Source organism: Haliscomenobacter sp., from assembly GCF_041740695.1.
GTDB lineage: Bacteria > Bacteroidota > Bacteroidia > Chitinophagales > Saprospiraceae > Haliscomenobacter.
Genome location: NZ_JBGSLK010000087.1, coordinates 1 through 14,492 on the forward strand (window position 1 = coordinate 1; position 14,492 = coordinate 14,492).

The 14,492-nt window shown below is 45.5% G+C and carries 12 protein-coding genes and 1 tRNA gene; 11 read left to right on the plus strand and 2 right to left on the minus strand.

Annotated features, from left to right (window positions below; genetic code table 11):
• Window positions 1–295 precede the first annotated feature (295 nt).
• A complete protein-coding gene (pxpB, locus tag ACEW9O_RS17635) occupies window positions 296–1,009 on the minus strand; it encodes a 5-oxoprolinase subunit PxpB (RefSeq protein ID WP_373551505.1) in 714 nt (237 codons plus the stop codon).
• A gap of 156 nt (window positions 1,010–1,165) precedes the next feature.
• Between pxpB and ACEW9O_RS17640 the strand changes: the two genes are divergently transcribed.
• The 5 genes from ACEW9O_RS17640 to ACEW9O_RS17660 all read left to right on the plus strand — a co-directional run bounded on the left by ACEW9O_RS17640 (window position 1,166) and on the right by ACEW9O_RS17660 (window position 4,831).
• Window positions 1,166–1,873, plus strand: coding sequence for a YebC/PmpR family DNA-binding transcriptional regulator (locus ACEW9O_RS17640; RefSeq protein ID WP_373551506.1), 708 nt, complete (start codon window positions 1,166–1,168; stop codon window positions 1,871–1,873).
• Window positions 1,874–1,921: 48 nt separating this feature from the next.
• Window positions 1,922–1,994: transfer RNA gene (locus tag ACEW9O_RS17645), tRNA-Ile, on the plus strand.
• A 193-nt stretch (window positions 1,995–2,187) separates the two neighbouring features.
• Window positions 2,188–2,832 (plus strand): DUF4433 domain-containing protein, encoded by a 645-nt coding sequence (locus ACEW9O_RS17650; protein ID WP_373551507.1) that lies wholly within the window; start codon window positions 2,188–2,190, stop codon window positions 2,830–2,832.
• A 2-nt stretch (window positions 2,833–2,834) separates the two neighbouring features.
• Complete coding sequence (locus ACEW9O_RS17655) at window positions 2,835–3,899, plus strand: macro domain-containing protein (RefSeq protein ID WP_373551508.1); 1,065 nt, start codon at window positions 2,835–2,837, stop codon at window positions 3,897–3,899.
• A 518-nt stretch (window positions 3,900–4,417) separates the two neighbouring features.
• Window positions 4,418–4,831 (plus strand): hypothetical protein, encoded by a 414-nt coding sequence (locus tag ACEW9O_RS17660; protein ID WP_373551509.1) that lies wholly within the window; start codon window positions 4,418–4,420, stop codon window positions 4,829–4,831.
• Window positions 4,832–4,952: 121 nt separating this feature from the next.
• Here the strand turns inward: ACEW9O_RS17660 and ACEW9O_RS17665 are convergent, their stop codons facing one another.
• Window positions 4,953–5,822 carry a formylglycine-generating enzyme family protein gene (locus tag ACEW9O_RS17665; RefSeq protein WP_373551510.1) on the minus strand — a complete coding sequence of 290 codons (870 nt, stop codon included), beginning with the start codon at window positions 5,820–5,822 and terminating at the stop codon, window positions 4,953–4,955.
• A 231-nt stretch (window positions 5,823–6,053) separates the two neighbouring features.
• Here ACEW9O_RS17665 and ACEW9O_RS17670 point away from each other — a divergent pair, with 231 nt between their 5' ends.
• The 6 genes from ACEW9O_RS17670 to ACEW9O_RS17695 all read left to right on the plus strand — a co-directional run bounded on the left by ACEW9O_RS17670 (window position 6,054) and on the right by ACEW9O_RS17695 (window position 14,490).
• A complete protein-coding gene (locus ACEW9O_RS17670; RefSeq protein ID WP_373551511.1) occupies window positions 6,054–6,473 on the plus strand; it encodes a hypothetical protein in 420 nt (139 codons plus the stop codon).
• Between the two features lie 68 nt (window positions 6,474–6,541).
• A complete protein-coding gene (locus ACEW9O_RS17675; RefSeq protein WP_373551512.1) occupies window positions 6,542–7,132 on the plus strand; it encodes a DUF6642 family protein in 591 nt (196 codons plus the stop codon).
• Between the two features lie 82 nt (window positions 7,133–7,214).
• Window positions 7,215–9,014, plus strand: coding sequence for an N-6 DNA methylase (locus ACEW9O_RS17680; RefSeq protein ID WP_373551513.1), 1,800 nt, complete (start codon window positions 7,215–7,217; stop codon window positions 9,012–9,014).
• Window positions 9,014–10,318: a restriction endonuclease subunit S gene (locus ACEW9O_RS17685; protein ID WP_373551514.1), complete on the plus strand. Its 1,305-nt coding sequence runs from the start codon at window positions 9,014–9,016 to the stop codon at window positions 10,316–10,318. The genes ACEW9O_RS17680 and ACEW9O_RS17685 overlap by 1 nt, the downstream gene beginning before the upstream one ends.
• A 279-nt stretch (window positions 10,319–10,597) precedes the next feature.
• A complete protein-coding gene (locus tag ACEW9O_RS17690; RefSeq protein WP_373551515.1) occupies window positions 10,598–11,491 on the plus strand; it encodes an Abi family protein in 894 nt (297 codons plus the stop codon).
• An 11-nt stretch (window positions 11,492–11,502) separates the two neighbouring features.
• Complete coding sequence (locus tag ACEW9O_RS17695) at window positions 11,503–14,490, plus strand: type I restriction endonuclease subunit R (protein ID WP_373551540.1); 2,988 nt, start codon at window positions 11,503–11,505, stop codon at window positions 14,488–14,490.
• Window positions 14,491–14,492 lie beyond the last annotated feature (2 nt).

A 14,492-nucleotide genomic window follows, 5' to 3' on the forward strand; every position in this document is an offset into this window, starting at 1 on the left:
GTCCCTTAATGCTCGCTGCGCGAGCGGGCTCGACGGTCGCGGAGGTCTAGAGCCTACTCCTGGTCGAGCAGGCGGAAAAAGTTTAAATCACGGTAGAATCTGAGACGTGCGACCGTCGAGCTGACGCGCAGCGTCATCAAAAGATCGACGAGCGCCCACGTAGTGGCTCGTAAAATCTTAGACCAGAAAGAAATTCTCCGCTATGTTGGGCATCCTACCTCCCACTTCGTGGGCGCTCGTCGATCCCAAAATGCTCGCTGCGCGAGCGGGCTCGACGGTCGCGGGGCTCCAGATCCTACTCCTGGTCGAGCAGGCGGAAAAACTCCTCCCCTCCAATCGCATAAAACCGCACTTCATCCCCCACCCTCAACCTCACCGGCGGCTCCTCCTCCGGCAAAAACATCCGCCAGGGCGTACGCCCAATCACCTGCCAGCCCCCTGGTGAATCCAGCGGATAAATCCCCGTTTGTGCCCCCGCAATCCCGACACTACCCGCCGGAATCACGGCACGCGGCACTGCCCGCCGTGGACTAGCCAACTCAGGCGCTACTGTACCCATGTACGCAAAACCCGGCAAAAAACCCAATAAGTACACCTGATACACCCGCGCACAAAAGCGCTCGATGAACACAGCTGGAGTCAGTTGTTTTTGCGCCGCCAATTCCGCCAAATCCAATGAATAGGGTGGTTCAAAACAAACGGGAACTTCCACTGTTCGGGGACTTACTGCCGCTGTTACTTCGGCCACTTCTTCCGCCAAAACCGGCGAAATCCAAGCCTTGACCAACTCAAAAGGCAGTTGCTGTGGATAATTTTTCAACAAAAAAACCGGATCCCACAAGATGGCCAAACTACTGTACGCCGGAATCAGGTCGAGCACTCCCGGCAAATGCAGCGCCACCAAACGCTGCCAACAGCCCCGAACCTGTTGGTGAACCACTGGGTCGAGCGCCCCGCCCCAGTCGAGCAAAAGCCCCTGATCGCCCAAGGGGCTGATTTTTGGCTGCATTTCAGAACGGTTAAGCTGCATTTCACAAAGATAATTGGTTCTTGGGCTAAAAAACATTCCCGATTCCTTTACTCCTACGCCACAAGATGATATTTTTGCAGCCGTTTATTGAATCAATAGGCCTTACACACAAAAGGTCAACTAACTAAACAGGATATGGGTCGCGCGTTTGAATTCAGAAAGGGGCGTAAGCTTAAGCGCTGGGCCAGTATGGCCAAAAACTTTACCAAAATAAACCGGGATGTGACCATCGCGGTAAAAGAAGCTGGTCCTGACCCGGAGACCAACTCCAAACTGCGGATTGCGATCCAAAACGCCAAAGCCCTGAATGTGCCCAAAGACAACGTCGATCGCGCCGTTCAGAAGGCCATGGGCAAGGACTCTGCCGACTATAAGGAAATTGTATACGAGGGCTACGGCCCCCATAAGATCGCCTTCGTGGTAGAAACCGCTACCGACAACCCCACCCGCACCGTCGCCAACGTGCGCAGCTACTTCTCCAAGTACGGCGGAGCGCTGGCCAGCACGGGCACTTTTGACTTCATCTTCTCCCACGACAGCGTATTCAAAATCAAAGCGGAAGGCATCGATATCGAAGAGCTGGAACTGGACCTGATCGACCACGGCCTAGAGGAACTTTTCCCCGAAGATGATTGTATTGTGATCTACGCAGGTTTCAAAAACTTCGGCGCCATGCAAAAAGCCCTCGAAGAACGGGGCGTGGAACTGGTTAGCGCCGAGTTTGAACGCAACCCCAACGTCACCAAAGAACTGACCGAGGAGCAAAAAGCCGACGTGGAAAAACTGATCGATAAAATGGATGAAGACGAGGATATCCTCAACTATTTCCACAATATGATTTAAGATGCTTGCCCTTTGTGGCAAGTCTGCTTATATTTACAATTCTTTTTAGGTCCCTTAGCTCAGTGGTTAGAGCGTCTGACTCATAATCAGGGGGTCGTAAGTTCAAATCTTACAGGGACCACTTTTTTGGGGAGAAAGCTCGATGCAAGTCGGGCTTTTTCTGTTTACAACCCTTAAATAGCTATTTTTGAAATTGATGAAAAATTTTGCCAATCATTTCTCATTGAAAGTTATTTGATGAGCATTTGAGCATTTTCAAATCACAAGAATAAAACTAACTTTATCCACGTAATTCAAAACCGATACTGTTAGGGATGAGTATCATCAACGCCGAGCGTAAATACTGTTACCGGATCATCCACATCCAGAATTTGCCCTACATCCTGGCGCAGGGTATGGTTAGTAAGCAACATCCCCAGGCGAATGCGGAGTACATTCAAATTGGCAACCCAGAGATCATCGATGTGCGAAGCAATACTGCGGTGCGCATTGAAGGCTATGGCGACATTGGCGAGTATGTACCATTTTATTTCACGCCACGTTCGATGATGCTGTACAACATTGTCACTGGCTACCGTAGTCCATTGGTTCCCAAGCGCAATCGAGAAGAGATTGTAGTTATCCGCTGTCTGATCGAGCAACTAGCCACACTGGATCACTGGTTCTTTACCAATGGCCAGGGTAACGACTTTATTTCAAAGCATTTCCATGACTTGGAAAAACTTTCCGAGATCGACTGGGAATCTATTCAGCAAAGCAATTTCAACAAAAATGATGGAGATTTTGACCGTCCCCGGCGCTACCAGGCTGAATTTTTGGTACGGCATGTAGTCCCATTGAGCTACTTTGAATCTTTGCATGTGTACAATGAGACAGCAAAAGCCACAGTGGAAAAAATGCTTGAAACGAAAAAAATACTTAACTTCGGGGTGCAAATCACGCCAACCTATTTCTTTTAACCATGATCAACTACCAAACAGGAGACTTGCTGCAATCCCCCGCGGAGGCCTTGGTCAATACGGTGAACACTGTTGGCGTAATGGGAAAAGGTATAGCCCTGCAATTCCGGGAGGCTTTTCCACACAATTACAAAAAGTACCTTGAAGCCTGCAAAAAGAAAGAATTACAGCCCGGCGTCCTGCTGGCAGTATGGGACAACAACCTGCAAAGCGGCCAAAAATTCATCATCAATTTCCCAACCAAAGTACACTGGCGCAACCCCTCCCAATACGAATACATCGAAAAAGGTCTGGATGCCCTGCGGGATTTGCTGCTGGAAAAACCAATCAAAAGTATCGCCATTCCCCCTTTGGGTAGTGGCAATGGGGGCCTGGATTGGCAAAAAGTAAAACCCCTGATCGAAACCAAGTTAAAAGACCTGGATGTAGACATTCAAGTGTACGAGCCTACAGCCAACATTAAGGAGATCTTGCAAAAACAAGAGGCGGTCAAACCCGTACACCTTACTCCGGCACGTGCCTCCTTGTTATATGCCCTCTTCGCCTTCGAAAGTATGGGCGAGTACAGCAGCCTCTTCGCAGCCAACAAACTAGCCTACTTTTTGCAACGAAAAGGGCAAAAATTGAACTTGAATTTTACTCCTTACTATTATGGGCCTTATGCTCTGGGGGTGGAAAAAGTGTTGTACCACTTAAACGGCGTTTATCTCAAAGGTATGGAACAAGGCCAGGTCAAACCATTTGAACCATTGCAACTCAATTACGAGAAGTGGAATGAGGTGAATGCCTATGTGAATACCAAACTCTCTGCTGAAGACGCTGAGCGAGTCAAAAGTTTGGTGCAGTTTTTGGCGGGTCATACCTCTGAGTTGTCTTTGGAAATTTTGGCTACTGTGGATTTTATTCTCCAGGAAAACCCGCACTATTCATTGGATCAGGTGATGCAGGGCATCGGGCAATGGAACCTACGCAAAAAGGAGTTGTTCAAACGGGAGTACGTGGAAAATGCTTATGGGTATTTGAAAGCATATGGATTAACCATAATGGAATTTGCTGATCAAAAATGAGCCCTGCTGTTCTCTGTATACCCATAGCCAATTTCGGAATGGAAGTGGCATTATTGGATTGAATTACTTCCATGATTCTCACCGAACCTTCACCGAATTTACCTCGAATTTTTTACCCTGAATTTTTCTCTTAAGCGTTTGCTCAATTCCTATATTTCGGTTGTTGAGAAGGAGCGCTATGGCTATTTTCAAATTCTTTAATTGGTGCAAATTTCTCTTGTTACTCTTTCCATGCTTTTCTATAAAACCCATTCAAAGCCTTCAATTCTCTGAATATCAATTTTTAAAAAATCAAATCCCGGCCTACAGGGGCCACTTTTTTGGTAAAAAAGCTCGATGGAAGTCGGGCTTTTTCTGTTTTACCCTAAACTGTTGGCACCTCGCCCCCTCGAAAAAACATTTACAACCTTTCACAATGGCATTTATTTTTACACCAACATCCCCGTTTTGCATACCCAAAGATCTACTTGCGGGTCATCCTCATTAAACATTCTCGGAATAACGATAAATAAAAACAAATGGACGAACCACCATTTAGATTTTCAACAAAAAAAGCATTAGATGAATTAGCAACTGAGCTTAACCTCAGGGAAAAAATTCCACATTGGGACTCAATGGCGGGTTTATCCTATACACCAGGGAATCCAGAAGACATACAAACGTATCTTGTTTATTATGCCCAATTAAAAGACGACGATAAAAAATTCACGCTCATGGAGATGATATTGGATTCAATTGCTCAGCAATCCAATGAAACCGAGTTCATGAAATATTGGCGAAAAGTGGAACCGATTTTAATCAAAGACTATGTAATCCATGAATTCACCATACACCATTGGAAGGATATGACAACGCAAAATTTTGAAAGAAGTGATCCAATGACTCCGCTCATTCGAGATTTGATAAGCTTGTTGAAATCCAATGGCAGGTAATCGACTTGACTGTACAGGTTGGTAGTCTAAAAAGCCACTTTTTTTGGTGAAAGCCCGGCCTTTTGCTGTTTCAGCGTTACACGTTTTAAACTTGTGCTGAAACCTGCCCATTGAAATAAAACTAGAGATCAAGGGCCAGCCGGAGCCCAATATTGGGATAGCGACCATATGACACGAGGTCAAAGCGAGAAGTTGTTCGGCATCCCTCCAGTTCATGACGGTGGCTTCCTCCTCGAATTACGTGAAAAATTTGAGATGGAGTTGCCCACTCCGGAACAACAATTAAGTTATCTCGATAGTCTCGATACTCATCTTGGCACCATTCAGCTATATTCCCACTCATGTCATAAATCCCTAGCTCATTTGGTTTTTTTGTTCCAACATGCGCTGGACTATCTTTAGCATTGTCCCAATGATGGGCCACTTCATCCGCATTATTGCTCCCTGAAAATTTGAAACCTTTACTTTCCTTGCCTCCGCGAGCGGCATATTCCCACTCCGCTTCAGTAGGGAGTCGGTATTTTTTTCCTGTATCGGCATTGAGTTTTTTGATAAAATCCTCGGTGTCGTACCAACTAATGCTTTTTATTGGGAATTCATCACAATTTGTAAAGCATCCACGGTAGCTACCCGTAACTTGTTTCCATTGAGCTTGAGTAACCTCGGTTTTCCCAATGTAAAAATCTTTAACCGTAACTTGATGTGCAGGCTTTTCGTCACTTTCACAGTCGGTTCCTTGTTCATCAGTACAGCCCATCATAAAGGTTCCGCCTTTAACCTTAATCATATCAAAATCGTAATTCTTTACCGAATCCTCGCTGCACTGATCTTGAGGGTTTATTTGATCCGGCCCTTTGTCGACTCCCGATTTCGAAGCTTTCAGCTCGATGGTTAAAGGCCTAAACTTGCCTAGATGGCTACCCTGAGTAATCAAATTAAAGAACAGAGGGAGAATAGCAAGTGAAAGAGGTATCAGTTTTTTCGTGAACATCGGAAAAGCGTTTTTTATGTGGTAACGATTGTTTTGTATGAGGTGCTGCCATGCAACAGCCCTTTAATAAAATAAGTGTTAGGTCGTCGCATCCGTTCAAGGGGTTCCGTTTAGATAGGCCATCAGATCAGATGGCCTATTTTATAAATTGTAGCTTGGAAGACCAAATTGCAATAGCCTCAATTCAATAACAGTTGTAGTTTTATAACCATCACCTAAAATGAATCAGCTATGTCCGGTGCAGAACTATTCCTGAAATACAATTACCCTGAAACGAAAGAACTCTGTTTGCATTTTCTGACGCTTATAACTGCTGTTTTGGTTTTTTCACTGAATTTCGCTGAAAAAGGCATCGACTTTCAGAACTCAGCACAAGGCAAAAGGCTGGTCATTATTATGAGTTGGTGCTTGTTTGTGCTTGCGATAGTTCTTTGTGGATTGGGTCTGGTATTTAATTCTTTGGCAGCTGGTGATGCAGTTTATCAAATGGTGAATTACCTAGCATTAGCCCAGAAAGCTTATCTGTCCATACTCGCTGCTGGAACGTCTTTTGTGCTGGGGCTCATTTTGATGATGATTGCAGCAATTACAACAAAAGCGCCGAAAGTTAATACTCAGCATTCAACCTCAACCTCTCCAGAAGATCAATAATTAGGGGTTATTCACTTGTTAATTCAAAAAAGCCCTTTCAATTAATCCCATTGACAAAATCAGAAGGAATGCCTAACTCAAAAAAAATCTTTGCCCTCGAAGGTGAATGGGCCGCAGGTTTGAACCACAAAGAAACCGTCCTGCCCGCACTCCAGTTTTTGGAACAAAGTGGCGGAATCGAATTCGTACATCGTCGCGTAGCAGTTAAAGCCGCCTTCTTTGATTATCTGAATTGGGCACTTGACGAGTCAATGCAAGAATACCCTATCATCTACCTCGGTGGACATGGTGAACCAGGCTATTTGTACCTGAAATCCGAGCCAAATGAAGAAGCCGAAGAACCTGAATACCTCAGCCTTGAAGACATTGCAGATGCCTATCCCGGTCGGTTTTCAGGGAAATTTATTCATTTCGGCAGCTGTTACACTATCAATGTTGATCCCCCCATCATCCAATCTTTTTTGAAAAAAACCAAAGCGAAATTGGTTTCAGGATACCGTGGGGAGGTTGATTTTGTAGAAAGTATGTTGCTGGATATGGCCTATTTTTACAGCCTGCAAGGATATGAACGGGTCGGCGACTTTCATACAAAAATGTACAACTGGTACCCCGGTTTGTGTGATCGCTTGGGATTTGTCATCCACAGATTGGAGAAATAAACCAAAATCCCTCCCCCCTCTCACAAACGATCCCTATATTACCCACATTAAAAGCACCCTGCAAAACGACCATTGCGCCCACATGAAAAACTTCAAAGAAAAAGCCGATTTAATCTGGAGAGTAGCCGATCTCCTCCGGGGCGACTACAAACAATCCGACTACGGCAAGGTGATTTTACCCATGACCGTATTGCGGCGACTAGACAGCGTGTTGGCCCCCACCAAGTCCAAAGTATTGGCTTATCTGCCCAAAATTGATACCCTAAAAGAAAGCGCCAAAGACATTGCACTCAACAAAATAGCGAGTTTTAATTTCCACAACCGCAGCAATTACGACTTTGAAAAACTCATTGCTGCGCCCAACGACGTTGCCGTAAACCTCCGTAATTACATCAACGGTTTTTCCAGCAGCGCCCGCGAAATCATCGAGTATTTCAACTTTGACGACCAGATCGACCGCATGGACGATCCCAAAGCGGATATCCTTTTTCGCGTGGTCAAATCCTTTCAGGAAATTGACCTGGCCGACATGGACTCCATGGAAATGGGCTATGTGTTTGAAGAATTGATCCGCAAGTTTGCAGAACAATCCAATGAAACCGCCGGAGAACACTTTACCCCGCGTGAGGTCATCAAACTCATGGTCAATCTGCTCTTCAACGAAGACCGGGCCATCCTCACCCAGGAGGGCATTGTCAAAACCCTCTACGATCCGGCTTGCGGTACCGGAGGTATGCTCTCCGTAGCCGAAGCCTACCTCAAAGATTTCAACCCCAAAGCAGAGCTCAAAGTATTCGGGCAAGAAATCAACCCGGAATCTTACGCCATTTGTAAGGCCGACATGTTGATCAAAGGCCAAAACCCAGCCAACATCAAGTTTGGCAACACCTTCACTGTAGATGGACTGAGCGAGGAAAAGTTCGACTACATGCTGTCCAATCCGCCGTTTGGGGTAGACTGGAAAAAAGCCGAAAAAATCATCAGCACCGAAGCCGCCAACAAAGGTTACGCAGGCCGTTTTGGCGCAGGTTTGCCCCGCATCAACGATGGCTCATTGCTCTTTTTGCAGCACATGATCTCCAAAATGCGCCCCAACAGCACCCGCATTGCCATTGTGTTCAATGGCTCGCCGCTGTTTACTGGAGCTGCCGAAAGTGGCGAAAGCAACATCCGCAAATGGATCATCGAAAACGACTGGCTGGAAGCCGTGATCGCACTGCCCGATCAGTTGTTTTACAATACCGGCATTTCTACCTACATCTGGATCGTCACAAATCATAAAAATGCCGAACGCAAGGGCAAAATCCAATTGATCAACGCCACGGGAGTGAAGGATGAAGAACTCGTGAAGGCGGGCAAACTGGACCTCAACCGCTTTTGGCGCAAAATGGACCGCAGCCTGGGCAACAAACGCAAGTACATCATCGAAAACGGCCAGGAAAAAGGCATTGGGTTCATCACCCGGCTGTATGGCGATTTTGTGGAAAACGAGTTTTGCAAAATTTACCCCAATGCCTTCTTTGGTTATTGGCGGGTAACAGTCGAGCAGCCCTTGCTGGAAAATGGCCAAGTCGTGACCGACCGCAGCGGCAACCCCAAACCCGACGCCTCCCTGCGTGATTACGAAAACATTCCCTTTTTGCAAAAAGACGCCCAGGGCAAACTGATCCCCCAAACCATCGAAGCCTACTTTGACAAGGAAGTAAAGCCCCACCTGCCCAGTGCCTGGATCGATCACAGCAAAACCAAAATTGGCTACGAAATCAATTTCACCAAATACTTCTACGAGTTTAAACCACTGCGCCCCCTGACTGAAATCAAAGCTGAAATCCTGGCGCTAGAGGAAACCATTTTGGAAGCCGAAAAAACGATTTTGGCCTGATGGAACGATATGAAAAGTACAAAGACAGTGGGGTGGAATGGATCGGGGAAGTGCCGGAGCACTGGGAGGTGAGTTTTGTTAAAAGGTTTTCCAAAATTACAGATGGCTCTCATTTCTCGCCTCAGACCCGTGATATTGGACTACCATATGTTTCAGTTAAAGATATTGGAATCAATCAAATAGACTTAACTAATTGTAAGCGAATCTCAGAAGATGATTTTAATGCCCTCGTCAAAAATGGTTGCTTGCCAAAAGTAGGTGATGTTCTTTTAACAAAGGATGGGACAATTGGTCGGGCAGCAGTTGTTTACCAAAACTATGCCCCATTTGTAGTATTATCGTCATTGGGAATTATTTCACCAGGGCACAAGATATTTCCTGATTATCTGTATTTTTATTTGATTTCGGGAATTAATGTTGATCAAATGTATAGCTTAATTCATGGTTCTGCACTAACTCGGCTAACCATCGAAAAAATAAATAGCCTAATTATAGCAGTCCCTTCATTTGAAGAGCAAACCACCATCGCCTCTTACCTCGAACGCAAAACTGCCGAAATCGACCAACTCATCGCCGACAAAAAACGCCTCATCACCCTCTACGAAGAAGAAAAAACGGCCCTCATCAATCAGGCAGTCACAAAAGGGATCAACCCTGAGGTGAAGATGAAGGATTCGGGGATTGAGTGGCTGGGGGAGGTGCCGGAGAGTTGGGAGGTGAAGAAGTTGAAGCATGTTTCTAAAAAAATCGGTGATGGCATACATAGTACGCCTAACTATCTAATTAACACTGAATTTCATTTCATCAATGGTGTTAATCTATCTAATGGGAGGATACTATTAACAGATAAAACAATGTCTGTGTCAAAAGAAGAGTACGAAAAATATAAAATTGATTTAGATAAAAACACCATACTTATATCATTAAATGGTACAATTGGGAAGTTGGCAATTTACAATGACGAGCTAGTCATACTTGGGAAAAGTGCTGCATTTATAAGTTTACAAAATTCTATATGCCCAATTTTTATTTATTACATACTCCAGTCGGAATATATTAATAATTATTTTGAAGATTCGTTTAGTGGCACTACTATAAAAAATCTTTCACTTTACACTCTAAGAAATACTCCTTTATCTTTTCCTACTTTAGAACAACAGAAGATAATTGTTAAGCACATCAAAAAAGAATGTAGTTTATTCGATGCCAAAATCGCCAAAACCCAAAAACTCATCGACCTTCTCTCCGAATACCGCACCGCACTCATCAGCGAAGTAGTCACCGGAAAAGTCAGAGTAACGTAAAAATACCTTGCAAATAAAAAAAACAGTTGTATCTTTGCAACAACCGTACCCGTTTTGCTTCCCGTCAGATCAGCAGGCGGGTCTTTCTTTAGATCCTAAACCGTAAAGACAATACACCCTCCATGCCTCTCACTGAAGCACACTTGGAGGGTTTTCTCTTTTAAATGCCCTCGGGAAAGTAAAAATGATTTTAAAGCCAGTTAAAAGGCTCGATTATTTTCAACTACTTTTTATTTTTGTTAAATTTAATGTATTCTTCAAATAGATTAAGCCACTGTAATGTCAAAAGCTCCCAAAACGATACAAGACCAAATTAATCTGCTGTTGAGCAGGAACATGACTTTTTTAGATGTAACCCATGCTCCTCATTTTTTATCCAACATCAGCTATTATCGTCTGAAGGGATATTGGTGGGAAATGCAGGATGACAAAGTAAATCACCATTTCAGAAATGGAAGTATTTTCGAGGATGTAATTGATCTATACAACTTTGATCGGCATTTTAGATTGATTACCTTCAATGCCATTGAGCGAATTGAGATAGCGCTTAGAACTAAGTTAATCTATCATCTTTCCATCGCTTACGGCGCCGAATGGTATTTAAACCCATCTATTTTTGATAAGCCAAAAGAATACATGGCGCTTTTGTCTAAGACGTTTACAGACGTAGGTAGAAGCAGTGAAGAGTTTATCGTAAAACATTTTGATAACCACCCCGATGAACATCCAGAATCTTGGAAAGCTCTGGAAATCTTGACATTGGGAACATTATCTAAGATTTATCAAAATTTGCAGCATCAACTTCCTGAAAAGAATAGGATCGCCAGAGAATTTGGACTGTTCAATCAAAAAATCCTTGTGAGTTGGCTATTGACTATAACTTTTATCCGCAATGTAATTGCACATCACAGTCGGCTTTGGAACCGAGTAATCATCAATAAGTACGATTGGCCTAAAAATACTCCTCAACCTATCCTAACTTATACCCCTGACAATCATCAACGAAGAAAAATTTTTCCGATCCTTTCAGCGATTTTATACTTGAATGATCAAATCAGCCCTGGGCATCACTTAAAAACAGAGTTTACTCAACTATTTCAAACATTTAACAATGTTCCTTTGGCAAAGATGGGTTTTCCCAGGACATGGCAAAGTGAACCAATTTGGACATAATTTTCACCACCATGAGCCTCACCACCGAACATACCTTTGAAAGCGCCATCGTCCAAACCCTGGTCGAACGCGGTGGCTACACCGAGGGCAACGCCCCGGACTACAGCCCCGAGCTAGGTTTGTTCAAGTACAAGGTCATCCAATTCCTGCAACAGTCCCAGCCCAAACGTTGGGCCAAAATCACCGCCATTCACGGTGCCGATGCTGACAATCGGGTCATTCAGCGCCTGTACAAGGAGTTGGACTTGCGGGGCAGTTTGGATGTGTTGCGCAATGGTTTTGTCGATTACGGGGTACGTTTCCAAATGGCCTTTTTTCAGCCCGCTTCCGGGCTCAATCCCGATGCGGTTGCCCTTTACCAACACAATCAACTCAAGGTATACCGCCAGGTGTATTACAGCAAAAGCAACCGAAACTCGGTAGATGTAGTGCTGGCGCTCAATGGCCTTCCCCTGGCCACGTTGGAGCTGAAAAACCAGTTCACCGCCCAGAATGTACAACACGCCGTACGCCAATACAGCACTACCCGCGACAACAAGGAACTGCTTTTTGCATTTAAAAAACGCAGTTTGGTTCATTTTGCCATAGACCAGGACGAGGTATTCATGTGTACCAAAATCGAAGGCAGCAAAACCAACTGGTTGCCTTTCAACAAAGGCTACAACAACGGCAAGGGCAATCCACCTAACGCCCAAGGTTACCGCACGGCCTACCTCTGGGAAGAAATCCTGGCGAAGGACAGTTGGTTGGAGATCATCCAGCGCTTCGTCCACCTCCAAACCGTGGAATTTGAGGTAGAGGGCAGCCTGTACAAACGCGAAAAACTCATTTTTCCCCGTTTTCACCAGCTCGACGCCGTGCGCAAAATCAGCGATCACGCCACTCAACACGGTGCGGGCAGCAACTACCTCATCCAACATTCCGCGGGGTCGGGCAAGAGCAATTCCATTGCCTGGTTGGCCTACCGCCTGTCGAGTTTGCACAATACGCAGGACGAGCGGATTTTTGACAGCGTCATCGTGGTCACCGACCGCAAGGTGCTCGATCAACAATTGCAGAACACCATTTACCAGTTTGAGCACAAAACGGGCGTGGTACAAAAAATCGACAAAGACAGTAGCCAATTGGCCGCTGCGCTGGGTTATGGCACGAATGTCATCATCACCACCTTGCAGAAATTTCCCTACATCGTGGACAAGGTCAGTGAGTTGCCTGAACGCAAATACGCCGTCATCATTGATGAGGCGCATAGCTCGCAAGGTGGAGAGGCCAGCAAAAAACTCAAAGAAGTGCTGGCCATCCAATCGTTGGACGAGGCCGAAGAAGAAGAACTGGACGACTACTCCGGGGATGACTTTGTACGCGAACAGGTGGAGCGTTCCGCCCGCACCCGAGGGCAGCAGTCCAATATTTCATTTTTTGCCTTCACTGCAACCCCCAAATACAAAACGCTGCAAGTCTTTGGGCACCAAAATGCCGAAGGCAAGCCGCAACCCTTTCACCTCTACGCCATGCGTCAGGCCATTGAAGAGGGTTTTATTTTGGATGTACTGCAAAATTACACGACCTACGAGTTGTACTTCCGCCTGACCAAAGCCATCGAAGACGATCCCAAACTCAACAAACGGAAAGCAGCCAAGGCAATTGGCCGTTTTGTGTCCCTGCATCCCCACAACCTGGCACAAAAAACGGAAGTCATCCTTGAGCATTTCCGGCAGGTGGTGGCTAAAAAAATTGGTGGCCGGGCCAAGGCCATGTTGGTGACGGGTTCAAGGCTCCATGCCAAACGCTACTTCCTTGAGTTCAACAAATACATTCAGGACAAAGGTTACCAAAATGAGATCAAAGTATTGGTGGCTTTTTCGGGTAAGGTGGTTGATCAGGATACCTCTGCCCAAGGTGTATCTGAACCCGAGCTTACGGGCTACGGCGAAAGGGAACTCCCCGCAGTATTTGAAAAAGAAGAGTACAAAATTTTGATCGTGGCCGACAAGTACCAAACGGGTTTTGATCAGCCCTTGCTACACACGATGTACGTAGACAAAAAACTGTCGGGTGTCAAAGCCGTACAAACCCTATCGCGCCTCAACCGCACTTGTACAGGTAAGGAAGACACTTTTGTGCTTGATTTTGTCAACGACCGCGATACGATTTTCAGTTCTTTCCAACCCTACTACGAAATCACCACCGTCACCGAAGAGCTGGACATCAATCACCTCTACGACCTCAAAGCCCGACTGGATCAGTTTCAGGTGTATTGGGACAGCGAAATTGAGGCTTTCGCCCAGGTCTATTTCAACCCCAGCACCAACCTCAATCATCCCCGCGATCAGAAGCACCTGTATGCCTATACCGATCCTGCGGTAGATCGTTTTCGCGCCATTCCCGAGGAGGAAAGTCGGGAGGAATTCAAAAAGGGCTTGCGTACCTGGTGTGCCTTGTATTCCTTTTTGTCCCAGATCATGCCCTTCATCGATTCTGATTTGGAAAAGTTCTTTGCTTACGCCAAACTACTGCAAACCCGCTTGCCCAAGCGCGAGCTTTCCGAAAGCATGCAACTTTCTGACGAGGTAGCACTGGAGTACTACCGCCTGCAAAAAATCAAGGAAGGCGCAATCGAATTGATCAAAGGGGAAGATGGTGAATTGAGTGGCACCAGCGAAGCGGGGTTAAAAAGGCCCAAAGATGAGGAAGCGCTGCTTTCAGAAATCATCGATGTGCTGAATGACCGTTTTGGCACCGAGTTTGAAGAAGCGGATAAGTTGTTTTTTGATCAAATTGAAGCAGAATTGATGCTGGACGAAACCCTACAAAGCCAGGCCAAAGTCAATAAAATCGATACGTTTAAATACGCCTTTGAAGACCTGTTCATCAGCAAATTACTCGACCGCATGGACCAGAACCAGGAGATTTTTGAGAAAATTCTGGAGGACAAGGCTTTCGGGGGCTTGGTGAAGGAGTTGATGATGAGAAAGGTGTATCGGAGGATGAATGAGTAAAA